The organism is Mameliella sp. CS4 (assembly GCF_019392335.1).
Taxonomy (GTDB): Bacteria; Pseudomonadota; Alphaproteobacteria; order Rhodobacterales; family Rhodobacteraceae; genus Antarctobacter.
Window position 1 is genome coordinate 1 of the sequence record NZ_JAHXRQ010000024.1, and the last position, 23,424, is coordinate 23,424.

The window sequence follows — 23,424 nt, forward strand, 5'->3', positions numbered from 1 at the left end:
TTTCGAGATGGTCATTCATGCTTCCTTTCCGTGAAGCATGAACCGGATCAGTCATACACAGAAGACCTGACACTCTCGCCTAATCTTTCTCGTCAGAGAGGGGCAGGAACGATCTTACATACCGCTTGCCTGGGCACTGAGTGCTCGGCATGAAGGTTGGGAGTCACTCACACGATCTATGAATTCAGGAAACGCCCGTGCGATGGCTGAAAGAGCCGGGCTCACCCGGATTTCCAGGGACGATCCCAAGCATGAACTGTTCTGGGAGGAGTCTGTTGCAGAATGTGTCGAACTTGCAAGACGTATATTGAAGCCACACCAGCAAAAGTTTTCCAAACATCTTGGGCGACCCAGACAGAGAGAAGACAACGATTACTATCTCCTGTCTTTGTCGACCGACTCGAGCTCAAATATCGCGGTGACGCCGGAGGAAGCCTTTTTGCAGCCCTGTTTCGAGGGCGCGCCGCACCAAGTCACGACAAATCGCTACGAACGAAAAGCAAAGCTGCGAGAAGATTTCATGGCCTTCTTCCGCTCAAAAGACGCCGGCAGACTGCTTTGCCAAGCCTGCTATCATGATTTCGAAGCAGCTTATGGCGCGATTGGTGGAGGTTTCATTCACATCCACCACAAGCACCCACTTGGCAACAAGCAGGCAGAGCACGAAGTGGACCCGACTCGTGATCTCGTCCCGGTCTGTCCAAACTGCCACGCGATGATCCATCGCGGGGGACAGAACCGCTCGATCGCCGAAATTCGCAAGTTGCTGGGGAAGGTCGAGTGAGAAACGTAGGGTGGGTATCCACCCCACCTATCCATCGTCCTGATGCACTTGGTGTCCACTAAAGGTCGGAAGCCCCTCACCCGAGCACGCACACGCCCCTGAGGGCCACTTCCCGAACAAATCCCAAAGTGTCCTCCAGAACCCCCTGACTTCATCGCCCCGCCAACCACGTCCACACGTCCCTCAATCCAGCTCCGTCCAGGGCCAGGGCTTCACCTCGCTCGCCCCGGTCTGATAGCGCGCCGCCTTGGCCATCCAGATCCCCAGGTCCGTGCCGAATTCCGCCAGCCTTTCGTTCGGCTCGTGCTTGTTGACCAGCAGGATGATCGCCTGCACCACGGTCGCCACCGTCAGCACCGTCTGCGCCAGGCTCAGCATCACCCAGATCAGCACCATGTAAAGCAGCCGCATCCCCATCGGCTCCGTCTCGACCTCTGGTTGCTCTCCGTGCAACCGCCCCTCGATCCTGTCGTCGTCGTTCGCGTCGTCGTTCGCCATGACACCCCCACTGTACCGGCACGTTGCGCAAAGCCTAACCACGCCGCGCCCTGCCGCCAAGGGACAAGGATCACCCTTGCCAAACCCGCCGCCCATCGGGTCAGATCGCGGCCATGTCCCAGCCCGAAAGCCCGCACATGCCAATCCCCTTTTTCGACGGCCACAATGATTTCCTCTTGCGGCTGATGAAATCCCCCGCGCCCAGAGAGGACACCTGGCTGGGCACCTCAGCCGGGCACATGGACCTCACCCGCATGAAACAGGCCGGGTTCGCGGGCGGTCTCTTCGCGATCTTCGTGCCGCCGGTGCCGGATGGATCGCCGCCGCCGGACTTCAGGAAACTCATGGCCGAGCCGCCCTATGCGCTGCCCCTGCCCGCCCTGATGGACGACAAGACCGCCCAACCCACGGCGCTGGAGATGGCGGGCCTGCTGCACTGGATGGCGCGTGCCGCGCCCGATGACTTTGCCCTGTGCCGCGACACGCAGGAGATCCGCGTGGCAATGGACAGTGGCCACATCGCCGGCGTCATGCACATGGAGGGCGCCGAGGCCATCGGGCCCGATCTCGACGCGCTGTATCTCTTTCACGACATGGGGCTGCGCTCGCTGGGCCCGGTGTGGAGCCGCCCGACCATCTTTGGCCACGGGGTGCCGATGGCCTTTCCCGGCACGCCGGACACGGGCCCCGGCCTGACCGAAAGGGGTCGCGACCTGATCCGGCTCTGCAACGAGTTGAGCATCCTGATCGACCTGTCGCACATGAACGAGGCCGGGTTCGACGACATCGCCCGCCTGTCGACCGCGCCGCTGGTGGCCACGCATTCCAACGCCCACGCGCTCTGCGCCTCGCCCCGCAACCTGACAGACCGGCAGTTGCACGCGATCCGCGATACCGGCGGCATGGTGGGCTTCAACTATGCCACATTCTACATCAACGCCGATGGCAGCGCCGATCCCGGTACGCCTTGGGACATGATGCTGCGTCACCTGGACCACCTGATCAACACGCTGGGCGAGGATCACGTCGGGCTGGGGTCGGATTTCGACGGATGTGTCCTGCCCGACCTGATCGGCGACGTCACCGGCGTGCCCAAGCTCCTCAGTGCCATGTCGGCACATGGCTACGACGACGCCCTGCTCGCCAAGCTGGCCCGAGACAACTGGCTGGCCTGCCTGGAGCGGACCATAGGCTGACTCACTTCAGTTGGCTGTCTTTCGAGCCGCGCCGGTTGATGCCCCCACGCTGTGCCGACCGGTCGTCGCGTTCGCTGGCACAGTCGATGCACAGCTTGACGCCCGGGATCGCGAGGCGGCGCTTTTCGGGGATCTCCTCGCCGCAGTCGGCGCATTCCTTCAGGCTTTCGCCCTGCGGTCCGCGGCGCTGCTTCATGCGTTCCAGTTCCTCGGCGATGCTGGCCTCGATCTGTTCACTGACCGCGCCGTCCCGGCTCCATCCACCTGCCATGTCACACCTCTTTGCCGCCAAAGGCCCCATCGCATCAATCCAGCACAAAAGCCCCGACCGGCGCAAGACGGGGATGCGGTGTCGATCACGGCCTTGACCGCCCCGCCCCTGCGCTATCTCCAGTGCAAAAGGAGTGCCCCGTAATGATCCGCCTCGCCGCCCTGATCCTGTCCGCCGTCCTCACCCTGCCCGCCTGGGCCGCCCAGGGCTTTACCTTTGCCAGTATCGACGGTGGCACCCTGTCGATGGACGATTGGCAAAACCGTCCCGTACTGGTGGTCAACACCGCCTCGCGCTGTGGGTTTACCCCGCAATACGATGGTTTGCAGGCGCTCTATGACCGCTATCGCGACCAAGGCCTGATCGTCCTGGCCGTGCCCTCGGACGACTTCCGGCAGGAGCTGTCCTCGGCAGAAAAGGTCAAGGAGTTCTGCGAGGTGACCTTCGGCCTCGACATGCCGATGACAGACATCACCCATGTGCGGGGCGCGCAGGCACATCCCTTCTACCGCTGGATCGCGGATCAGACCGGGTTCAGCCCCGCCTGGAATTTCAACAAGATCCTGATCGGCGCCGATGGCACGGTCCGCGCCACCTTTGGGTCGACGACCCGACCGATGTCGGCAAAGATGACACGCGCCATCGAAGAGGCGCTGAAATGAAACACGCCCCGGCCATCGACCGGGGCGCATCTATTCTAGCAAGGCCAAGCCCGGGGATCAGGCGCTCAGCAGCGCGTAGATCTCGTCCTTGAGAGCGGCGCGTTGCTTGCGCAGCTGCTCCTCCGCCAGTTGCTCCATCGGTTCGATGTTGGTTTCGGCCCGGTGCACCTGACGATTGACCTCGTGGTACTCATCCGCAAGCTTGGCAAAATGCGCGTTGGACTGTTTCAGCGCGTGCATCTTGTCGGCAAGCTCCGGAAATTCCTCCGTCAGTTCATGCGGCGTGTGGGACATTGGCGTCTCCTTTATTTGTGTCCGACCACCAAGTTGCACAGCCAGCGGGCACAAACTTTGACGCGGATCAAACCTGATCGCCGCATGCGCTTTTTACCGACGCACCCCTGTCAGCGCAGCGCCCGGCGCCAGCCAGCGGCCTGGGCTTCCTGCTCGGAGCAGAACCAGCGTTCGCCCTTGTCCATGCTTATCCTCGTGGCCTCGTACCAGGACTGCCCGGGGACATGATAGATCCGCGCCCCGGCGTTGGACGAGATGTTGCCCTTGATCGTGCAGCCTTCGGGCGCAGAGGCCAGCCGCTGGGCAGAGTGGCCCCTGCGGGTATCGGCGCGGAAGGCGGCGGGGGATTTCACGCCCGTCGCATGCAGCCCGGCCTTGCGCCGCGCAGCAATCCGTTCCTGTGGCACATAGGCTTCGGAATACCGCTCATAGGCAAAGGCAAGACCGCTTTCCACCAGCGTTTCGCCAAGATCCTTGCCATCGACCCGGCAGCGCGCCACGACGCGGCCATAGCGATCGCGGTCCACCTCGACGCAGGCGGCGATGCGGCCTTGGTAGCGGGCGCGGACCTCGCCGCTGACCCAGGAGCCGCAGCCCCACATCGGTGCCCCACCTCCGCCGCATCTCTGGCCGTTCTCGGGCGCGTCGATGCCGTGCAGGCGAATACTGGTCTGGCCGATGGCAACCGTGTCGCCGTCGATCACCCGCAACGGGCCGCTGAGATCGGCAGAGGCGGCAGTTGCGGAAGCCACAAGAACAAGAGCGAAACAAAATCTTAACATTCCGTTAAGATCGGCACGCTCCTGTCCTGTTTCAAGCCAAAAGTTAACGAAAGGTTAACCGCGGATGAGGGCGGTTAACATGTCCTAACGCTGCGCGCTCTCCCAGTCCGGGTGCACCCAGGGCTGCGCGTTGTCCGGTGGCAGGCGGCGGCCCAGCACATGGTCGGCGATCTTTTCGCCCACCATGATCGAGGGCGCATTGAGATTGCCGTTGGTGATGCGCGGAAAGATCGAACTGTCCGCCACCCTTAGCCCCTCCACCCCGATCACACGGCCTTCGGGATCGACCACGGCGCGCGGATCGTCGGCCCGGCCCATGCGGCAGGTGCCGCAGGGATGATAGGCACTTTCCGCATGTTCACGGATCACCGCGTCAAGATCCTCGTCCGTCTCGGCCCCGGTGCCCGGCTGCAGTTCCTTGCCACGATAGGGGGCAAAGGCCTCTTGTCCAAAGATTTCGCGCGTCAGGCGGATGCAGCGGCGGAAATCCTGCCAGTCTTCCTCCGTGCTCATGTAGTTGAAGAAGATGCGCGGCGCGTCCTCGGGATCTTTTGACCGCAGCGTGACCTCCCCGCGCGAGGGCGAACGCATCGGCCCCACATGGGCCTGGAACCCGTGCCCCTCGGGCGCCACCTGCCCGTCATAACGTACGGCTATGGGGAGGAAATGATACTGGATGTCCGGGTATGGCACGCCCGCCTGCGAGCGGATAAAGCCGCAGCTTTCGAACTGGTTCGAGGCCCCCGGCCCGCTGCGCGCGAACAGCCATTGCGCCCCGACCCAGGCCTTGCCCGCAAGGTTCCAGTATTTCGCAAGGCTCACCGGCTGCGTCGCCGACATCTGGATATAGAGCTCAAGATGGTCCTGCAGGTTCTGGCCCACGCCGGGCCGGTCTGCCCGCACCTCGATGCCCTGATCCGCCAGCTGCGCCGCAGGTCCGATCCCCGACAGCATGAGCAGCTTTGGTGAGTTGATGGCGCTGGCCGCAAGGATCACCTCGGCCCGCGCGCGGATCACCTCAACCTTGCCGCCGCGCGTGACCTCGACCCCCGTGGCGCGCCCCTCATCGAACACCACGCGACGGGCCAGCGCGCGCACCAGCTCCGCCCCTTGTTTCAGCGCAGGCCGCAAATAGGCTTTGGCCGCCGACCAGCGTTCGCCCTGCCAGACGGTCATGTCGAAAGCGCCGAACCCCTCTTGCTGCTCGCCGTTGTAATCGCCGGTGACAGGATAGCCCGCCTGCCGTCCGGCCTCGACAAAGGCTTGCACCAGCGGGTTGTCCCGCTGCCCGCGCGTGACATGCAGCGGCCCCCCCTGTCCGCGCCAGGCCGGATCACCGCCATGCCCGCCGTCGTGCCAATCCTCCATGCGCTTGAAATAGGGCAGCACATCCGCATAGCCCCAGCCATCACAGCCTTCGTCGCGCCAATGGTCATAGTCCAGCGCGTGACCGCGCACGTAGATCATGCCGTTGATGCTCGACGATCCGCCGATCACCTTGCCGCGCGGACAGACCAGCCGCCGCCCGCCCAGGTGCGGCTCCGGCTCTGTCTGGTAGCCCCAGTCATAACGCGCCATGTTCATCGGGTAGCTGAGCGCCCCCGGCATGTTGATGAAAGGCCCCCAGTCGCTGCCGCCGTGTTCGATGACGATCACCGACTTGCCCGCCTCTGTCAGCCGCCCCGCCACGGCACATCCGCCAGACCCGGCGCCGACGATCACGTAATCCGCTTCCATATCCCTCACCGCTGGTGATTTTGCAGGGGACAGGTGCGCGGCGCCCACTGGACAGACGCACCGCCCCTCCCCTTATTCCGGAACGCCCGCCACTGGCCGGCACATGTCTTTCGCCGCATGACCGCGCGCGCGGTCCATGAGCGACCTCTCGAAAGTCCGACCCGATGCATGAGACGCGTTTTCCCTCTGGCGGGCCGCAGGCCGACAGGCGTGCCGGCCTGACCTTCCCGACGGGAGGACAGGCGACATCACGCCCCCCTTGGAAAGCGTTTGCTGTCTTCCAGCACGTTCAGGTCCATGTGGTTGCGCATGTAGCGTTCGCTGGCTTTTTGCAGCGGCTGGAAATCCCAGGGGTAGTAGCCGCCCTGCCGCAGCGCCTCGTAGACCACCCAACGCCGCGCCTGGCTTTGCCGCACCTCGGCGTCAAAGCGCCCGAGGTCCCAGCGCCGCGCCGCCGCCGTGCGGAATTCCTCCATGATCTCTGCCTGTTCCGGTGCCCCTGCCAGGTTCACCAGTTCATGCGGATCGGCCTCCAGGTCGAACAGTTGCTCGGGGTCCAGCGTGCAATCGGTGTATTTCCACTTGCCCCGCCGCAGGCAGACCAGCGGCGCATAAGAGGCCTCGGCCGCGTATTCCATTGCCACCGGCGAGACACGTTCGCCGCCGCGCATCACCGGCACAAGGCTCTCGCCCTCGGTCCAGGGCATGACCTCGGACATGTCCACGCCCGCCAGGTCACAAAGCGTCGGGCAGACGTCGATGTTCGACACCGGGGCCGCGACCTGCGCCCCCTCCATACCGGGGACAGAGATCATCATCGGCACCCGGGCCGAGCCTTCGTAGAAGCTCATCTTGAACCAAAGGCCCCGCTCACCCAGCATGTCGCCGTGATCGCTGACAAAGACCACGATAGCCTCTTGCCGCGTGTCCTCCAGCACCTGCAAAAGCTGCCCGATCTTCTCGTCCAGGTAAGAGATATTGGCAAAATAGGCCTGCCGCGACCGGCGGATGTTCTCTTCGGTGATGTCGTAGCTGCGCCAGTCGTTGGCGTCGAAGATGCGTTTCGAATGCGGGTCGTGATCCTCGTAGTCCATTGCCGGGACCTGCGGCTGCAGGTGCTCGCAATCCTCGTAGAGATCCCAGAACCGCTTGCGCGCCACGTAAGGATCGTGCGGGTGGGTAAAGCTGACGGTCAGGCACCAGGGCCGGTCGTCATTGCCACGCGCTAGGTCATAGAGCTTGGCCGAGGCGTTGTAGGCAACCTCGTCATCGTATTCCATCTGGTTCGAGGTCTCGGCCACGCCCGCGCCCGTCACCGACCCCATGTTGTGATACCACCAGTCGATGCGCTCGCCCGGCTTGCGATAGTCCGGCGTCCAGCCGAAATCGGCGGGGTAGATGTCGGTGGTCAGCCGTTCCTCGAACCCGTGCAGCTGGTCGGGGCCGACAAAATGCATCTTGCCGCTGAGGCACGTCTGATAGCCCGCCCGGCGCAGGTGGTGCGCATAGGTGGGAATATCCGACGCGAACTCGGCCGCATTGTCGTAGACGCGGGTCATGCTGGGCAGTTGCCCGGACATGAAACTGGCCCGCCCAGGCGCGCAAAGCGGGCTGGCGGTATAGGCGTTGGAAAACCGTACCGATCGCTCTGCCAGCGCGCGCAGGTTGGGCACATGCAGCCAGTCCGCCGGCCCATCGGGAAACAGGGTGCCGTTCAGCTGGTCGACCATCAGGATCAGGATATTCGGCTTGGTCATCGGGTCCTCGTCAGGGCATGGGCGATTTCGGTCACGTTCTGCGCGGCCCCCGCAACGCCGCGCCCGGACAGGGCCGCACGCAGGTAAACGCCGTCGATCAGCGCCGCGATACGTTCGGCCACCTGTTCCGGCTGGTCCGTCCGCCCGCGCAGGGCGTGCACCAGGTTCGAATGCAGGCGGCGCTGGTAGACCTGTAACAGGCGCGCGGCCTCGGGTTCGCGCAAGGCCAGGACGTAGAAGTTCAGCCAGGCGGACACGGTCTCGGGCCGGAAAAAGCTCTCGGCAAAATTGGCCGCGATCAGCGCCTCCAGCCGGCGGTCCGGCGGGGCCTTGGCCAGCGCGGCGCGCACTTCGCCGCCGTATTCGGTCAGAATATGGCGCATGGCGGCGAGGAAGATCTGCACCTTGCCGCCGAAATAGTGATGCGCCAGCGCGCTGGACATGCCCGCGCGCCGTGCAATGCGCGACACGGTCACGTCGAGGCTGCCGGCCTCGCCGACCTCGGCCACCGTCGCCGCCAAGAGCGCTGCGCGTCTTATGGGTTCCTGTCCGATCTTGGGCATGGCGGCAGGATGGTTTTTATTGACTGGCGAGTCAATCAAGAATGCCCGCCATCCTTCCCCGTCTTCCGGCAACGAAAACGGGCCGACCCCCGCAAGGGGTTCGGCCCGATCCAAGCTGCGCCTTAGGTCGCCGGGGTCAGTCCACGCGGGAATAGGTCAGGATATTGCCCCGCCCCGGATTGATCAGTTCCAGCTGGTCCGCCGTGACCTCGCCCAGGTGCACGCACCAGCTGTCCTGCGTTTCCAGCTCTGTCCGGGTCCAGCCGACGCCTTCGAACGGGGCATCGGGACAGGTGCCGCCCAGCGTCATCCACTGATGTCCCGAGAATTCGCCATTGTAGTAGTCATAGACATCCGCGCCCCGGATCGTCATGCGCGAGGCGGGGTCGTCCAGAGACTGCCACTCACCCTGCATCAGGTGGCGTTCCTCGGAGAAAAAATCGCCGTCAAAGACCTCTGTCACCCGGCCCAAGGCGATCTCGACCGTGATGTCGCCGTAGGCGATCATGTCGCCTTCGAGTTCGACCGCCAGCGGCATGGGCCAGTGTTGCAGGTCATCCAGCAGGGCATCCGCCGTGCCCGCGCCATAATAGGCGTGATAGCGCCAGCCCTCGACCTCGAAACTGCAATAATCCAGCCCGTCGATCAGCTCGCAGCCGGTGAATATGCCATTCTGGGTAAAAGGCTCGCCCAGGCTGCCGCGGGCAAAGGGATGCAGGCTTTCCAGCGGCCTGTCCTCGTCGGACAGATCCGCACCGGCCTTCGGCGCCTCGGGCGTGGGTCCGCCCCCGGTCAGGGTCAGCGTGAAATCCGCAGCGCCGCCCGTATCCACCTTGCGAAACCGCGTCTTGTCATATCCACGCGCGGCACAGTCCTTGTCGCCGGCGATGGTGAACGCCGTCGGCTTACTGCAAAAAGAGAACGGCCCATCGAAATCGCCGCCCGGCGTCGTCGCACGATAATAGAAATAGCGCCGCCCAAGGTCGCGGCCCATGACCGTCTTGCACTCTCCGGCGGACAGCTGCCACCAGCCTTCCGAGGTCCAGACCCCGCCCGGGGCCTCGTATCCGATGGCCACGCTCTGCCGCAGGTCCGTATCGTTGCAGACCTCAAGGCCCGCCTGCGCCGCCACCGGCAGCGCCCCAAGCGCCAGCCCCGTGGCGCCCGAAATCCATCCGTTCATGCCTGTCCTCCCGTTTTTACGGGGCACATCAGGCACATGCGCCCGACGATCTGTCGAGCCTTTTCGCCGGGGATCAGAGTTTGAGCGTGCCCAGCAGCCGGTTCTGCGGCAAGCGTGCCACTTCGACACCGCCGTCGGTGCGCCGCAGGTTGTAGCCGTATCCGCGCATCCGGAACCGCCATTCAGCCTCGGACAGGACCTTTTCCCGCTCGCTCATCAGGAAATCCTGAATCTCATCCATGTTCTCGGTCATCTTTCCCTCCGCAAACATTCCTTTCACTCCTCAAATGCTGCCTCTGATTGCTTGAAGCTTGGTTAAGGAATGCGGCGCGATTACGCCTGGAAGGCGGAGATTTGACGAAATGTCGACAATACCCCGGGAAATCAGTTCTTTGTTTCCGACACCAGCGGTGTGATCCGGCGTTTCAACACGGCCTCACGCCAGGTGATAAAGACGACGGCGGCCAGAATCAGCGACCCGCCCGCGATCACCCAGGGGTCGACCGGCTCCCCAAACAGGATCGCGCCCAACGCGACCGCCCAGACCAGCTGCAGGAAAGTCACCGGTTGCGTCACCGTCACCGGCGCCGCGGCAAAGGCCAGTGTCATGGTGTAATGCCCGGCGGTGGCAAACAGCGCCACGCCCAGCAGGATCAACAGCTCCAACCATGTCGGCCAGACCCAGACCGCGATGGCGAGCGGCGCCAGCCCGATGGTCACCCCCACCGACAACAGCCCCACGACCACCGCCGCGCTGACCTCACCCGACAGGATCTTGGCCAAGAGGTAGGATCCGGCAAAGAAAAGCGCCGTGGCCAGCATGGCGAAATGCCCCGGGTCCAGCTCGCGGAAGCCAGGCCGCAGGATCATCACCGCCCCCAGCAGCGCCGCCACGATGGCCAGAACGCGCCGCAGAGCGAGGCGTTCTCCGAGGAAGAACACCGCAAGGACCGTGACATAGACCGGGTTGAGATAGTTCATCGCCGTCACCTCGGCGATGGGAATGCGCGTCATGGCGTAGAACCACAACACCACCCCGCCGGTGTGAAACAGCGCGCGCAACGAAAACAGCCGCCACAGGCGCGGCGTCAGGCGCACCCGCATCACTTGCCGGGCCATCGGCAGCAGGAAGACCAACCCCAGGACATAGCGCAGAAAGGCGGATTCCTGCGCCGGAATGCGCTGCCCCAGCGATTTGACCAATGCCGTGACCGCAACAAAACACAGCCCCGTCACCACCATCCAGAAAACACCCCGCGCCGGGGTCTGCACCTTGTCAACCATGCCCTTGGATTAGACCATTGGACGGCGGGCACAAGGGGGGGTCACATCCAGAGCAGCTTGGCCGCGATGGCCCACATGGTCAGGCCGACGACAAGATCCAGCACCCGCCAGGCCCGCGGCCGCGCGAATATCGGCGCCAGCGCCCGCGCCCCGTATCCCAGCGAAAAGAAGAACACGAAAGAGGCCGTCATCGCGCCGATGGCAAAGGCCAACCGCGCCTCATACTGGGCCGAGACCGCCCCAAGCAGCACCACCGTGTCCAGGTAGACATGCGGATTGAGCCAGGTCAGTGCCAGGCAGGTCAGCACCGCCGCCCGCAGGCTTTGCGCGCCCTCCCCGGCGGCCAGCGCCTCGCCTCCTTTCCAGGCGGCGTACAGCGTCTTGGCCCCGTACCAGATCAGGAAGGCGGCGCCAAAGACCCGCATCCCCCATTCCAGCCCCGGGACCGCCGTGGCCAGTGCGCCGAACCCGGCCACGCCGGCGGCGATCAGCGCCGCGTCCGACAATGCGCAGACCAGCACCACCGGCAGCACATGCATCCTCCGCAGCCCCTGCCGCAGGACAAAGGCATTCTGCGCCCCGATCGCCAGGATCAGACTGAATCCCAGCGCAAACCCCGCAATCGCCGCTTCCATACCCGTGCTCCTCGTAACCGGACCCGCCTGATGGCGTGAATTTCCGTCCGGATCAATACCGGGCGCACGCGGCATTGACCGCCCCCGCGAAATCCCGAAAATCTCACCCCGAAGGAGAAGGCGCATGTGCTGGAGCGAAACCGCAACCTATTCGATGGCCGCCCTTGGCGCGGCCGCGACCTTCGTCACATGGCGCAAGGGGGAACCGGTCGGAATCTGGGGCACGCTGGGCTTTTTCACCGCAATGGAAGGGCTGCAGGCCTGGGGCTACGGCGTGATCGACCAGTGCGGCGCGCCGGGCAACACCACGGTCACGGTGCTGTCCTACCTGCACATCGTGCTGCAACCCATTGTCGTCAATCTTTTCTGCCTGACCCTGGTTGGACCTGCCGTGGACGCCCGCACAAGGCGCTGGGTGCTGGGGCTGGCCTCGCTGACCTCGCTGACGCTGCTGGCGCGCCTGATCCCGGCTCCCTGGCTGGGGGCCTGCCCGCCCGGGGTGCCGCTCTGCGGGCCAGAGTTCTGCACGATCTCCGGCAACTGGCACCTGGGCTGGACGATGCCGCTCAACAATTTCCTCAGCCTGTCGCACTGGTTCGGCGGGATCGGGCAATTCCCGGACTACCTGTTGGCCTGCCTGCTGCTGCCCTGTCTCTACGGCGCTTGGCGGTTCGCGCTGCTCAACGGGCTGGTGGGGCCGCTGCTCGCCTCGGGTCTGACCAGCAACCCCAACGAGATGCCGGCGATCTGGTGTCTCTTCTCGGTCATGCTGGTGCTGATCGGGATCAGCCCGCTGATCCGCAGCCGGGTCTTTCCACCCGCCACCCCGGCCTGACCCCGCTCAGCGCGGGCGTCGCCCCGGCGGATGAAAGAGGTACTCCGCCAGGAGTCCCAGCTTGAACGGCAGCCGGCCCTTGCGCTCGACCAGCTGTTTGAGCGTCATGCGCCGCCGCCGCACGATGGCCCGGGCGATGCGGAATTCCATCCGCCGCTTGCGCTCCAGCACCGAGGCGGGCAGCAATCGCTTGATACCCTTCCAGAGCCAGCCCAGCTGGAAGAATGCCAGCGCCTTGAAGAGCATCTTTTCGACGCTCTTCGACAGCATCTTGACGGTTGCGCTGGCCGCCGCCACCAGCCACAGCGGCAATTGCACCGAAAAGAGGACCAGCCAGAGCCCCATCGACGTGACCGACAGTGCCAGCGTGGCAAAGAGGATCACCAGCCAGGCCACCGCACGTTCAACACGGCTCAGCCCGTTGAACCACTCCATCAGCCGCGCATAGCGTTGCTGCACGATCTGCAGATAGCCCTTCACCAGAAACTGGATGCGGCGCAGGATCGCCTTTCCCAGCATCAGCGGCACGACAGAGGTGGTGATCCATTTCTTGATCAGCTCGACGCGGAAGAACATCGCGCCCTGGGCCTTGAGCCAGCTCAAGATCACCGGCAGGTCGAGCCCGGCCAGCTTTTTCAGCAGGACCTTGGCCTGAGACAGCATCAGACCCAGCGCGATCAGGACCTCATGGCCGAAATACCAGGTCGCCGCGCCCGAAAGCGCAACAACAACCCCGAGAAGTATGAGCGCCCGGAAAAGCATACCAAGGCTTAGGCGGTTTTGCGGCAGCGCCGCAAGGCGGGATACCCGCCCCCACGAATGCATCCTGTCCCGGTCCTCCGCCCCCAGGCGTCGGAAAGGCCCTTGTTGGCACAGAGTTTTTGTCAGGGACCTTCTGCCTGACAGCGGCTATTCATGGCGCGTGCAGCGAAAGTGCAGAACAAGGCCAACTTGGACATCGCGGCACACATGATTTTACGGTGACCTATGACGATGATCCAAGACCTAGAGAAAATAGTGACAACGGTCCTGCCGGCCGACCCCAGCTTTCGAGTGATCGGACGCGAAGAGTTGGAGCGTCACATCAACGAAGCCCGGCAGAGTGCACTCGCTGACTCGAAGGATGACTTCCTGCTTTCCTTGATGCGCCTTCTGGCTTTGCCGGGGAACGGTCATACGCGCCTGATCCCAAACGATGCCATCTTGGTTCTCCCTCTAAGGTTCGCAACCATCGGCACCACCGTACGCCTGCTCGACGCCACGTCAGGAATCTCTGATGCGATTGGGGGCGATTTGATATCCATCAATGGTGTTCCCGTAGGCGAAATCGAAGCCGCCGCAGAGAAACTTCTGGCGGGGACGCGGCAACGAAAACGCGTCATCGGGCCAATCCTGTTCGCATGGCCAGGTGCCTTGCGGCACCTGGGAGTTTCTTCAGGCGGCGACGCAATCGAATACCGGATACGGAGTGAGACGGGACAGATCAGCGAACTTCTTCTGGATCCCGCGAACGGGGTGCCCGGTTCCACGCTCTACCCACGCGGCGAGCATGGAAAAGCCGACGCATCCTGGACTCCCAAATCCTTTCTGAAGATCAAAGACTTCGGTCAACCCGGGGTACTATTGGTCCTTCCGAGCTTTTTCGATCCCGGCGAAACGGCCCTTCCCGATGCGGTTGCCGAGGCGACAGACCTCGTAAGATCGCGCCCCGACACCCCCCTGGTTATTGACGTTCGCGGAAATACCGGCGGCGACTTTCTTAAGACCATGTCTCTGATCGACGCGATCTCTGGGGGCGCGGAGGGCCGGCGGGTCGGTTTGCTCATCGATAAATTCACCTTCTCCGCCGCTATCGTCTTCACCGCCATTTTGAAGCACCGTCTCGGAGAACGGCTCGTTCTTATCGGAGACGAGATGGGGGACGGGCTGACATTCTTTGCGGAAGGCGGAACAATCGACCTCTCGTCCAGCGGAGCGGCCGTGCGATATTCTACCGCCTTTCATGATTGGGCCGGTGGTCGTACCGACGAGACCACTCCGGCCGAAATCGCGGAGAGACTTGTCCCGACCGGAACACTGGAGCTGGACCGTGTCTGGGCCGCGCAATCGGACGATGTCGAAACGCTGGACCGGTTCTGCCGGGAGGTTCTGGACAGTCTGAACACATAGACGAACGGGAGCAAAGTCCCACCTTGCGGATAGTCACCAGCTCGTCGGCGACGGTCCGGTGGGGGGGCATCGGTCAAGTCCCAAGGCGTTTCCGACACCGGCAGACCGGGCCGCTTGGCCGGCCCGGGCCTTGCGTGGACCTTCGCGCAGAAAAGACATCCGCAGCCCTACGCCGACAATCTCAACGCAGGGCGAATAGCCTCAGTAGCCCATTGACCTGAAACAATGGTCAACCCGTTCACGCGTGGACAGGCCGAACACACCAATGAGCCGCCCGCCATGACGGGCGGCCTGTCCGCCACGGGGCCGAGGATCAGGCCTCTTCCAGCTGCGCCATGACTTCGTCGGAGGCCTCGAAGTTGGTGGTCACGCGCTGGACGTCGTCGTCATCCTCCAGCGCCTCGACCAGCCGCATCAGCGACTGCATGCCGTCCAGGTCCAGTTCAGTGGTGGTCGTGGGCTTCCAGACCAGCTTGGTCGATTCCGACTCGCCCAGGTCGGCCTCAAGCGCGGTCGAGACATCGTTCAGGTCGGTGTCCGCGCAGTAGATCACATGCCCGTCTTCCGAGCTTTCCACGTCCTCGGCGCCCGCCTCGATCGCCGCCATCATGACGTCATCCGCGTCGCCCGCATCCGCCGGGTAGACGATCTCGCCCTTGCGCTCGAACATGAACCCGACCGATCCGGTCTCACCCAGGTTGCCGCCGTTCTTGGTAAAGGTCGACCGCACGGTCGAGGCGGTGCGGTTGCGGTTGTCTGTCATCGCTTCGACGATCACCGCCACGCCGTTGGGGCCGTAACCCTCATAGCGGATTTCCTCGTAATCCTCGGCATCGCCGCCCGTCGCCTTCTTGATGGCGCGTTCGATGTTGTCCTTGGGCATCGACTGGCCCTTGGCCTCTTTCACGGCAAGACGCAGGCGCGGGTTCTTGTCGGGATCGGGATCGCCCATCTTGGCGGCGATGGTGATCTCCTTCGAGAGTTTCGAGAAGATCTTGGCCCGGATCTTGTCCTGACGGCCCTTGCGGTGCTGGATGTTTGCCCATTTGGAATGGCCGGCCATGTCGCGTTGCCTCTTTTCGGGTGTTTGTAATATCCGCGTCTCTATAAGTCACGCCCGCCCCCCTTGCCAAGTCCGCGCGCCAAGTCCGCGCGCATGTCGCGTTGCGCGCCGCCCGCCCCTGGGGTAGCGCAAGTATATGAGCCGATTCCTCCTCCTCCAGTTGCGCCCCGAACCCGAGGCCAGCGACTCCGAGTACCGCGCCGTCCTGGACAAGTCCGGCCTGAACGCCGATCGCGTCCACCGGATGCGCCTGGAACAGGAGGATCTGCCGCGCGACCTGGACCCCGGCGACTATGCCGGAGTGATCGTCGGCGGCGGCCCGGGCTGCGTCAGCGACAGGCCCGGTGACAAGGACCCGGTCGAACGCCGCATCGAAGAGGCAATCCTGCGGCTGATGCCCCGCATCACCGCCGAGGACATTCCCTTCATGGGCTGCTGCTATGGCATCGGCATCCTGGCCCATCACCTGGGCGCCGAGGTGGCCAAGGGCCGCTTCAACGAGCCGGTCGGCGCGGTGACCTGCTACACCACGCCCGAGGGCGCAAAGGACCCGCTGACCGCCGGCCTGCCAGACCAGTTCGACGCCTTCGTCGGCCACAAGGAAGCGGTGCAGAACCTGCCCAAGGGCGCGGTGCACCTGGTCTCGTCCGGTCCATGCCCCTACCAGATGATCCGATACGGGCAGAACGTCTACGCGACGCAGTTCCACCCCGAGGCCGATGCCGCCGAATTCGAAACCCGCATCCGCATCTATCGCCACAAGGGCTATTTCGCGCCCGAGACAGCGGATGAACTGATCGAGATGTGCCGCGCGGCGGACGTCACCGAGCCCCCTCGCCTGCTCGAAGGCTTTGTCGAACGCTACGGCTGAGCGACCCGGCTCAGAGCGGCCAGAACCAGGGGATCAGCAGCGCCGAGAGCACACCGACGCTCAGGTTCAGCGGCAGCCCGACCTTGAAGAAATCCGAGAACTTGTAGCCCCCCGGACCATAGACCAGCGTGTTGGTCTGGTAGCCGATGGGCGTGGCGAAACTGCACGAGGCCGCCACCATGACCGCCACCACCAAGGGGCGCGGATCGACCCCGATGGCGCTGGCCAGGCCGATGGCGATGGGGGTCACCACGACGGCCACGGCATTGTTCGACACGGTTTCCGTCAGCACACTGGTCAGAACGTAAACCGACCAGATCACCAGGGGCGCCGGCAGTTTGGCCATAAGCGGCGCCACCGCGCCCACGATCAGTTCGACCGCGCCCGACGCCTGCAATGCCGCGCCGATGGCCAGCATGGCAAAGATCAGCGCCAGCAACTGCCCTTCGACAAAGGAAAACGCCTCGTCCGCGTCGATGCAGCGGGTCAGCAGCACCACGGCCACCGCAACCACCGCCAATGCCAGGATCGGCGCCACGCCCAGCGCCGACAGCGCGACGATTCCGCCCAGCGCGCCCAGCGCCACGGGCGCATGGCCGCGCCGGAACGCCCGGGCCGAGGGATGCGCCACATCGACAAGGTCCATCTCGTCCGCCAGCCGCTTGATGTCCTCGGCGTTGCCTTCCAGCAGCAGCGTATCGCCCACGCGCACCACAAGGTCGTCCAGCTGCCGCCCGATGTTCTGGTTCCGCCGGTGTACCGCCAGCGGATAAACCCCGAACCGGCGCCGCAGGCGCAGCGCGCCCAGCGAGCGCCCCACCATCTTGCAGCCGGGCGTGATCAGCACCTCGACGGTCGAGGTCTCCTTGGATGAGACCTGGTCGACGCGTTTCAATTCCTTGTTGCGCTGCAGCGACAGCAGTTCGGTCATCTGCGTGCGCAGCACCACCCGGTCGCCCAGTTGCAGCTCGACACCCTGCAGATTGCGCCGCAGCGATTCATCGCCCCGGATCACGTCGATCAGCCGCACGCCGTCGCGCTTGAACAGCTGGACACCCAGCACCTCGCGCCCGATCAGGTTCGAATCCGGCGGGATCACCGCTTCGGTAAAGAACTTCATCCGCGAGCGATCCGACAACATCCCCGCCATCGAGCTCCGCTCGGGCAGCAGGAAGCGCCCCACGAAGTAAAGATAGATCATCCCCCAGGCCACCAGGATGATCGCCAGCGGCGTCACCTCGAAGATGGTAAAGGGCTTCAGCCCCTGGGTGCGCGCCACCCCGTCCACCAGCAGGTTGGTCGAGGTCCCGATCAGTGTCAGCGTGCCGCCCAGGATCGCCGCATAGCTCAACGGAATCAGCAGCTTGGACGGCGCAATGCCCATCGTCTTGGCGATCTGCACAAAGATCGGCAGCATCACCACCACCACAGGTGTATTGTTCATGAAGGCCGAGGCGACGATCACCACAAGGAGGATGCCGCCAATGGCCCGCTTTGGCCGCAACGCCACCTGCTCTTGCGCATATCCCGTGAAGGCATCCAGCGCCCCGGTGCGCACCAGCGCCCCCATCACCAGGAACATGGCCGCGATGGTCCAGGGGGCCGGGTTCGACAGCACGTCCAGCGCCGAGTCATAGGGCAGCACACCCAGCACCAGCAGCACCGCGACACCGCCAATGGCCGTGACCTCGGTCGGATAGGTTTCCCGGACAAAGAGAACGAACATTCCGATCACCACGGCAAGTGTCATCACCGCCTGGCTTGTCTGGCTCAGCTCGATCCCGATCATGTATTGCTCAGCCTATCGCCCGCACTCAACCGGACGCATTCTGACCGCTTGGTGACACAGGCACAAGCGGTTTACGCTGCGGCTGCACAAGAGCCATGCCCGCCATCATCAGCGCCAGCGCCACCCAGACCCAGCCCGAGTAGCCCTCGTCCAGAAAGAGCATCGCCCAGCAGATGCCGAACAAAGTGACAAGATAGCTCACCTGGGCAGCAAAGACCGCGCCCGCCCGGCCCACCAGCCAGACATAGGCCGAATAGGCAAAACCGTGCAGGATCGCACTGGCGATCACCGCCTTGTCCGGCCCGGTCAGCGGCAAGGCGGGCGTGATGAACTGCCCGCTGGCCAGCGCCAAAGGCAGGCTCAACACGACGCCGAGGATCGAGGCCCCGGCCAGCACCTGCACCGCGTCCATCCCCTGAGTGCCCCATTTCGACACCATGTTGCCTTCCAGCGCGTAACAGGCCGAGGAAATCAGCGCGACCGCGATCCAGACCGCCTGTGTGCCCGCCGGCAGGCTCGCCTCGGGCAGCACCAGGAGCGCGACACCGCCCAGCCCCAGCAACAGGCCCAGGACGCGCCGCGGCTCGGGCCGGTCGATCCCCAGCACCAGGGCAATCGGAAGGGCGAACATCGGCACGGAACTCAACAGGATCGACAACACTCCCGACGGCAGATGGATCGCCGCCTGGTAAGAAGCGATGCCCGGCACCACGGTCCCCACGACGGCGATGAACAGGTACAGCCGCAAGGCAGGCCCGTGCAGCGGCAGGCGCTTGCCCTTGAGCACCGTCAATGCCCCCAGCAGAAGCCCCACCAGCGCAGTCTGCCAGAAGATCAGGCCGAAATGGCGATAGCCCTCCGAGACGGCCACTTTCATCAGAGGTTGCGTCGCCCCCCAGGCCGCGCCCGTCACCACCAGCATGGCAAAGGGCAGCAGGCGGTTCATGCGGGACCGGCAGGCGCCAGCCGCCCGCCCTGGCGGACCATATGCACGGACACCGCCTTGCCGGTCATGTCGTCGGTCTCGACATAGACCCCCGACAGGGTCGCCTCGCCCAGCGCCGGGTTGAACCGCCCCTTGGCCATGCCGTTGACAAAGCGGCGCAGCGGCTCGGCCGGTTCCATCCCGATCACAGAATTATAGTCACCGCACATGCCCGCATCCGACTGGAACGCAGTGCCGCCCGGCAGGATCTGCGTGTCCGAGGTCGGCACATGGGTATGGGTGCCGACCACAAGGCTGGCCCGCCCGTCGCAGAAATGGCCCATGCCCATCTTCTCGGAGGTGGCCTCGCAATGCATGTCGACGACGATGGCCTGCGCCTGCCCGCCCAGCGGATGCCGTTTCAGAGTCTCGTCCACCGCCGTGAAGGGGCTGTCGTAGTTGCGGCTCATGAAGACCTGCCCCAGCGCCTGCACCACAAGCACCTTGCGCCCGCGGGCGTCCTTGTACAGCGCCGCGCCGCGCCCCGGGGCCTGGCGGGCAAAGTTCAGCGGCCGGACGATCCGCGTCTCGCCCTCGATATGGGTCAGCATCTCTTTCTGGTCGAAGGCATGATCGCCCAGGGTGATGACATCGGCCCCGGCCTCGAAGATCGCCTTGGCATGCTCCCCGGACAATCCATGCCCGTTGGTCGCGTTCTCGCCGTTCACGATGACGAAATCCAGCCGCCAGTCCTTGCGCAGGGAGGGCAGCCGCTCCGTGATCGCCTGCCGCCCGGCGCGGCCCATCACGTCACCTAGAAAGAGTATCTTCATGGCCGACATGGGTAATTCGCGCAGGCAGGAAAGTTAAGCCCGAATCGTCGTCCCGACGCCACCGCTTGGGGGGCTCTGCCCCCCGGCTCTGCGAGCCTCCCCCCGGAGGTATTTTGAGCCCAAAGAAACCGACACCGCGCTCCATGTTTCTTTGGGCTCTTAAATACCTCCCGGGGTGAATTGGTCCCGAAGGACCAAGAGGGGGCAGCGCCCCCTTTCGCCGCGATCAGCGGCAGTCCATCACCACCGTCAGCATTTCCGGGCTGTAAGGATCGCTGGCATAGCGGTCGAGGCCGCCGCCCGCCGTCAGGTCCACCACCATCACATGCGTCCAGTCACCCGAGGGCAGGACGATTTCCGGCCCCTCGCCGCAATCGCGCAGCCCGCCGACGATGTAATCCCAGCCGATGCGATGATTGGAAAACCCCTCCGCCGAGGCCACGGGGCGCAGCGCGCCCTCCTCCACCCGCCAGATGCGAAGCGTCTTTGCCAGGTGCGGGCGGTCGACATAGGCGATCTCGATGGCGCCGTCCCCGTCCAGGTCCGCCGCGCCCACCGGCGCCAGCCAGCGAAAGCGCTGCCCGATAAAGGGCGTCGCGGCCAGTGGACGCAAGTCGTCGCCTGCGACCTCCCAGATTGCCAGCCGGGCGCCGCGGTCCGCGTGGCTCTCGACTGTCACCACCTCCGGCGCTCCGTCCCCGGTCACGTCCCAGAGCCTCGGCGCGATATCCTCGAAAACCAGCGGCGCCGTCCAGCGGCGGCGCAGCACGCGCCCATCCGACAGCGTCACCGCCAGCGTGTCATACTCGATCTCGTCTCCCAGCACGCCATGCGGATAACGCGTCACCTCGCCTTCGTAGCGGGCGGCAACCGCCTCTTGCGCTACGGCCGGGGCAAGACCCGCCAGCCACAGGCACAGCGTCATCCACGCGCCGCGGGCGGGCGCGTGCCAGGGGCGCCACGGCAGTCGCGGCGCCCGGGCAGACATTCAGATCTGCTTCTCGGGCATCTGCACCACCAGCCCGTCCAGCGCATCGCTGACCCGCAGCTGGCAGGTCAGGCGCGACCGCTTGGCATCGGGCTCATAGGCGAAGTCCAGCATGTCCTCTTCCATGTCTTCCCGCGCCGGCAGCTTTTCGACCCACTCCTCGGCCACGTAGACATGGCAGGTCGAACAGGCGCAGGCGCCGCCGCAATCCGCCTCGATGCCGGGAATGTTGTTGTCGCGCGCGCCTTCCATCACGGTCAGCCCGGTGGTCACGTCCACGACATGTTCGGTGCCGTTGTGCTCGATATAGGTGATCTTTGCCATTTCACCGCTCCGTCTTGATCCGACCCCTACCTAGTGGGGACGCCCCTGCCCCGCCAGTCCCATTTGCGTCAGCACATGGATGGAATCCGATTTTTTTGCCTTGCGGCCCCTCCCGTGCTGCACCTGCCGATGACAATTGCGGCGGGAGGGCTTGGTCACCCCCGCCACATGTTCTACATTCGTTCACATGACCTGGCCACAGCCCCCCTCCTGCCTGATCGCCAGCCGCCTGGGCGAGCCCCCCAACGGCGCCCGCGTCACCGTGGCCGGGCTGGTGATCCTGCGCCAGCGGCCGGGCACCGCCAAGGGGGTGATCTTCATCACGCTCGAGGACGAGACCGGCGTGGTCAACGTCATCGTCTGGCGCAAGCTCTACGAACGTTTCCGCCGCGCGGTGATCGCGGGCCGCATGTTGCGTGTCACCGGCCGCGTCCAGCGCGAAAACGGCGTCACCCACGTGATTTCCGAAGAGATCGAGGACATCTCGCCCCTGCTCGACCGGCTGCTGGACTCAGCATGAGGCGTAACATCGCGCGCCGGGACGCCCACCTCTAGGCAGACCGGGGCAAACCGGCTATCCTGCCGCAAAGAAAAGGCACACCAGAGGCCCGAGCAGTCATGTCCCGTTTTCCCCGGCCCCGGGCCGCGCCGATCGCCGCGCTGCTCCTGCTGGCCGCCTGCGATACGCCCCAGTCCGTCAGCCGCGAGGCGCAAGGCCCCGATGCCGCGCCGCCCCTTGCCGAACATCTCGACGACGGCACCTGCCAGGCCCGCGATGTACGCCCGGCCGTCTATGAACATGTCATGGGCGAGGTTCAGGTGGTCCAGGCCGAGATCGCCGAGGACGGCACCGTGATCCGCCCGCCGATCTACCGCAAGGCACCGGTGCCCAAAGTGGTGCGCGAACGCGCCGAGATCACCTTCGAGGCCCCCTGCCCCGAGGAGATGACACCCGAGTTCATCTCCTCTGTGCAACGGGCGCTTGCGGCGCGCGGCTATTTCTCGGGCAATGTCTCCGGTAAGATGGACGCGCCGACCACGGCGGCGCTGCGCACCTACCAGTCCGAACGCGGGCTGGAAAGCGCGCAACTCTCGCTGGAAACCGCCCGCGCGCTGGGGCTGGTGGCAGTCGAACTGCCCGAAAGCTGACCGCGCGGCACCAGGAAAGGACACCGGACATGAGCAGCATCGGCATCGTCGGAGGCTCGGGCATGCTGGGCAGCGCCATCGCGCAGGCCTGGCTGGACAGCGACGCCGTGGCGCCCGGCGACCTCTGGATCGCCAACCGCAGCGGCGCGCGGGGCGACCTGCCCGCCGAGGTCACCGTCACCGACGACCCAGCCGCGCTGGCCGCGGCCTGCGACACGATCCTGATCAGCATCCCGCCCGCCGCGGTGCCGGATCTGCGCCTGCCCGCAGAGGACAGGCTGATCCTCTCGGTCATGGCCGCCGTCACCATCGAGGACCTGCAGCGCCTGACCGGCAGCGCCCGCGTCATCCGCGCCATGTCCAGCCCCGCCGCCGCGCGGCGGCTGGCCTATTCGCCCTGGGTGGCCGCACCCGGCGCCAGCGAGGACGACCGCATGGTCGCCCGCCGCCTGCTCTCGGCCTGCGGCACAGAGGACGCGCTGGAAGACGAGGCGCTGCTCGATCATTTCACCGCCCTCACCGGGCCGGTGCCCGGTTTCGTCGCCTGGTTTGCCGCGGCGATGTCCGAACACGCGGTGGCACAGGGCATCCCGCCCCGGGCCGCCGACCGCGCCATCCGGCAGCTGTTTCGCGCCAGCGGCGAGATGCTCGCCGAGGATCCGCCCGAGGCCGCCGACCATGTCCGCCAGATGCTCGACTACGCGGGCACCACCGCCGCCGGATTGCAGGTGCTGGAGGACAGTCCGCTGAGCGGACTGATCTCCGAGGCGCTGAACGCCGCCGCGCAAAAGGCCCGCGACATGCGCCCCTGAGCGCGGACCGGCGGGCTTGA

27 protein-coding genes are annotated in these 23,424 nt (G+C 65.0%); 9 read left to right on the forward strand and 18 right to left on the reverse strand.

The genetic code is table 11. The features are described 5' to 3' along the window. The first annotated feature begins 202 nt into the window (after positions 1-202). Positions 203-784 carry an HNH endonuclease gene (locus KZZ07_RS21705; protein ID WP_219517112.1) on the forward strand — a complete coding sequence of 194 codons (582 nt, stop codon included), beginning with the start codon at positions 203-205 and terminating at the stop codon, positions 782-784. Positions 785-967: 183 nt separating this feature from the next. Here KZZ07_RS21705 and KZZ07_RS21710 read toward each other — a convergent pair whose 3' ends face one another. After that, positions 968-1,282 carry a DUF4389 domain-containing protein gene (locus KZZ07_RS21710; protein WP_219517115.1) on the reverse strand — a complete coding sequence of 105 codons (315 nt, stop codon included), beginning with the start codon at positions 1,280-1,282 and terminating at the stop codon, positions 968-970. A 113-nt stretch (positions 1,283-1,395) separates the two neighbouring features. Here KZZ07_RS21710 and KZZ07_RS21715 point away from each other — a divergent pair, with 113 nt between their 5' ends. Beyond that, positions 1,396-2,478 carry a dipeptidase gene (locus tag KZZ07_RS21715; RefSeq protein WP_255564510.1) on the forward strand — a complete coding sequence of 361 codons (1,083 nt, stop codon included), beginning with the start codon at positions 1,396-1,398 and terminating at the stop codon, positions 2,476-2,478. A gap of 1 nt (position 2,479) precedes the next feature. Here the strand turns inward: KZZ07_RS21715 and KZZ07_RS21720 are convergent, their stop codons facing one another. Then, positions 2,480-2,749 carry a DksA/TraR family C4-type zinc finger protein gene (locus KZZ07_RS21720; protein ID WP_219517117.1) on the reverse strand — a complete coding sequence of 90 codons (270 nt, stop codon included), beginning with the start codon at positions 2,747-2,749 and terminating at the stop codon, positions 2,480-2,482. A gap of 143 nt (positions 2,750-2,892) precedes the next feature. Here KZZ07_RS21720 and KZZ07_RS21725 point away from each other — a divergent pair, with 143 nt between their 5' ends. Further along, a complete protein-coding gene (locus tag KZZ07_RS21725) occupies positions 2,893-3,411 on the forward strand; it encodes a glutathione peroxidase (RefSeq protein ID WP_219517119.1) in 519 nt (172 codons plus the stop codon). A gap of 57 nt (positions 3,412-3,468) precedes the next feature. Here the strand turns inward: KZZ07_RS21725 and KZZ07_RS21730 are convergent, their stop codons facing one another. The 9 genes from KZZ07_RS21730 to KZZ07_RS21770 all read right to left on the reverse strand — a co-directional run bounded on the left by KZZ07_RS21730 (position 3,469) and on the right by KZZ07_RS21770 (position 11,646). Continuing rightward, the gene (locus tag KZZ07_RS21730) at positions 3,469-3,705 is read right to left on the reverse strand and encodes an HP1242/YdcH family protein (RefSeq protein ID WP_219517121.1); all 237 of its coding nucleotides are present in this window, start codon (positions 3,703-3,705) and stop codon (positions 3,469-3,471) included. A 110-nt stretch (positions 3,706-3,815) separates the two neighbouring features. After that, the gene (locus KZZ07_RS21735; RefSeq protein WP_370631220.1) at positions 3,816-4,457 is read right to left on the reverse strand and encodes a thermonuclease family protein; all 642 of its coding nucleotides are present in this window, start codon (positions 4,455-4,457) and stop codon (positions 3,816-3,818) included. A 114-nt stretch (positions 4,458-4,571) separates the two neighbouring features. After that, complete coding sequence (gene betA / locus KZZ07_RS21740) at positions 4,572-6,224, reverse strand: choline dehydrogenase (protein ID WP_219517123.1); 1,653 nt, start codon at positions 6,222-6,224, stop codon at positions 4,572-4,574. A 248-nt stretch (positions 6,225-6,472) separates the two neighbouring features. Then, entirely contained in the window at positions 6,473-7,981 is a 1,509-nt protein-coding gene (gene betC / locus KZZ07_RS21745; protein ID WP_219517125.1) for a choline-sulfatase, read from the reverse strand. Next, positions 7,978-8,544 carry a choline-binding transcriptional repressor BetI gene (gene betI, locus KZZ07_RS21750; RefSeq protein WP_219517127.1) on the reverse strand — a complete coding sequence of 189 codons (567 nt, stop codon included), beginning with the start codon at positions 8,542-8,544 and terminating at the stop codon, positions 7,978-7,980. The genes betC and betI overlap by 4 nt, the downstream gene beginning before the upstream one ends. 136 nt (positions 8,545-8,680) lie before the next feature. Then, the gene (locus KZZ07_RS21755) at positions 8,681-9,727 is read right to left on the reverse strand and encodes a DUF1036 domain-containing protein (RefSeq protein WP_219517130.1); all 1,047 of its coding nucleotides are present in this window, start codon (positions 9,725-9,727) and stop codon (positions 8,681-8,683) included. Positions 9,728-9,800: 73 nt separating this feature from the next. Then, positions 9,801-9,980, reverse strand: a complete 180-nt coding sequence (locus KZZ07_RS21760) for a hypothetical protein (RefSeq protein ID WP_370631221.1) — start codon at positions 9,978-9,980, stop codon at positions 9,801-9,803. Between the two features lie 131 nt (positions 9,981-10,111). Further along, positions 10,112-11,011, reverse strand: coding sequence for a DMT family transporter (locus tag KZZ07_RS21765; protein WP_255564511.1), 900 nt, complete (start codon positions 11,009-11,011; stop codon positions 10,112-10,114). Between the two features lie 41 nt (positions 11,012-11,052). Then, complete coding sequence (locus tag KZZ07_RS21770) at positions 11,053-11,646, reverse strand: LysE/ArgO family amino acid transporter (protein ID WP_219517135.1); 594 nt, start codon at positions 11,644-11,646, stop codon at positions 11,053-11,055. A gap of 124 nt (positions 11,647-11,770) precedes the next feature. Here KZZ07_RS21770 and KZZ07_RS21775 point away from each other — a divergent pair, with 124 nt between their 5' ends. Next, complete coding sequence (locus KZZ07_RS21775; protein ID WP_219517137.1) at positions 11,771-12,481, forward strand: DUF5765 domain-containing protein; 711 nt, start codon at positions 11,771-11,773, stop codon at positions 12,479-12,481. Between the two features lie 6 nt (positions 12,482-12,487). Here KZZ07_RS21775 and KZZ07_RS21780 read toward each other — a convergent pair whose 3' ends face one another. After that, the gene (locus KZZ07_RS21780; protein WP_219517139.1) at positions 12,488-13,243 is read right to left on the reverse strand and encodes a hypothetical protein; all 756 of its coding nucleotides are present in this window, start codon (positions 13,241-13,243) and stop codon (positions 12,488-12,490) included. Between the two features lie 255 nt (positions 13,244-13,498). Here KZZ07_RS21780 and KZZ07_RS21785 point away from each other — a divergent pair, with 255 nt between their 5' ends. Further along, positions 13,499-14,650, forward strand: a complete 1,152-nt coding sequence (locus KZZ07_RS21785) for a peptidase S41 (RefSeq protein WP_370631222.1) — start codon at positions 13,499-13,501, stop codon at positions 14,648-14,650. 313 nt (positions 14,651-14,963) lie between these two features. Here the strand turns inward: KZZ07_RS21785 and KZZ07_RS21790 are convergent, their stop codons facing one another. Further along, positions 14,964-15,713 (reverse strand): YebC/PmpR family DNA-binding transcriptional regulator, encoded by a 750-nt coding sequence (locus KZZ07_RS21790; protein WP_219517143.1) that lies wholly within the window; start codon positions 15,711-15,713, stop codon positions 14,964-14,966. 136 nt (positions 15,714-15,849) lie between these two features. Between KZZ07_RS21790 and KZZ07_RS21795 the strand changes: the two genes are divergently transcribed. Then, positions 15,850-16,584: a glutamine amidotransferase gene (locus KZZ07_RS21795; protein WP_219517145.1), complete on the forward strand. Its 735-nt coding sequence runs from the start codon at positions 15,850-15,852 to the stop codon at positions 16,582-16,584. 10 nt (positions 16,585-16,594) lie between these two features. Here KZZ07_RS21795 and KZZ07_RS21800 read toward each other — a convergent pair whose 3' ends face one another. The 5 genes from KZZ07_RS21800 to KZZ07_RS21820 form a co-directional block, all read right to left on the reverse strand. Further along, the gene (locus KZZ07_RS21800) at positions 16,595-18,373 is read right to left on the reverse strand and encodes an SLC13 family permease (RefSeq protein ID WP_219517151.1); all 1,779 of its coding nucleotides are present in this window, start codon (positions 18,371-18,373) and stop codon (positions 16,595-16,597) included. A gap of 25 nt (positions 18,374-18,398) precedes the next feature. Continuing rightward, positions 18,399-19,319 (reverse strand): DMT family transporter, encoded by a 921-nt coding sequence (locus KZZ07_RS21805; RefSeq protein ID WP_219517153.1) that lies wholly within the window; start codon positions 19,317-19,319, stop codon positions 18,399-18,401. Next, positions 19,316-20,131 carry a TIGR00282 family metallophosphoesterase gene (locus KZZ07_RS21810; protein WP_219517312.1) on the reverse strand — a complete coding sequence of 272 codons (816 nt, stop codon included), beginning with the start codon at positions 20,129-20,131 and terminating at the stop codon, positions 19,316-19,318. Before KZZ07_RS21810 ends, KZZ07_RS21805 begins: the two co-directional genes overlap by 4 nt. A gap of 226 nt (positions 20,132-20,357) precedes the next feature. After that, entirely contained in the window at positions 20,358-21,119 is a 762-nt protein-coding gene (locus KZZ07_RS21815) for an FG-GAP repeat domain-containing protein (RefSeq protein WP_370631223.1), read from the reverse strand. Then, positions 21,120-21,443 carry a 2Fe-2S iron-sulfur cluster-binding protein gene (locus KZZ07_RS21820; protein WP_219517162.1) on the reverse strand — a complete coding sequence of 108 codons (324 nt, stop codon included), beginning with the start codon at positions 21,441-21,443 and terminating at the stop codon, positions 21,120-21,122. It lies immediately after the preceding gene. Between the two features lie 187 nt (positions 21,444-21,630). Between KZZ07_RS21820 and KZZ07_RS21825 the strand changes: the two genes are divergently transcribed. From KZZ07_RS21825 to KZZ07_RS21835, 3 genes are all read left to right on the forward strand, one after another. Then, positions 21,631-21,963, forward strand: a complete 333-nt coding sequence (locus KZZ07_RS21825; protein WP_219517164.1) for an OB-fold nucleic acid binding domain-containing protein — start codon at positions 21,631-21,633, stop codon at positions 21,961-21,963. Between the two features lie 98 nt (positions 21,964-22,061). Beyond that, positions 22,062-22,592 carry a peptidoglycan-binding domain-containing protein gene (locus KZZ07_RS21830; RefSeq protein WP_219517166.1) on the forward strand — a complete coding sequence of 177 codons (531 nt, stop codon included), beginning with the start codon at positions 22,062-22,064 and terminating at the stop codon, positions 22,590-22,592. A 29-nt stretch (positions 22,593-22,621) separates the two neighbouring features. Beyond that, a complete protein-coding gene (locus tag KZZ07_RS21835; RefSeq protein ID WP_219517168.1) occupies positions 22,622-23,404 on the forward strand; it encodes a pyrroline-5-carboxylate reductase family protein in 783 nt (260 codons plus the stop codon). The last annotated feature ends 20 nt before the right edge of the window (positions 23,405-23,424 follow it).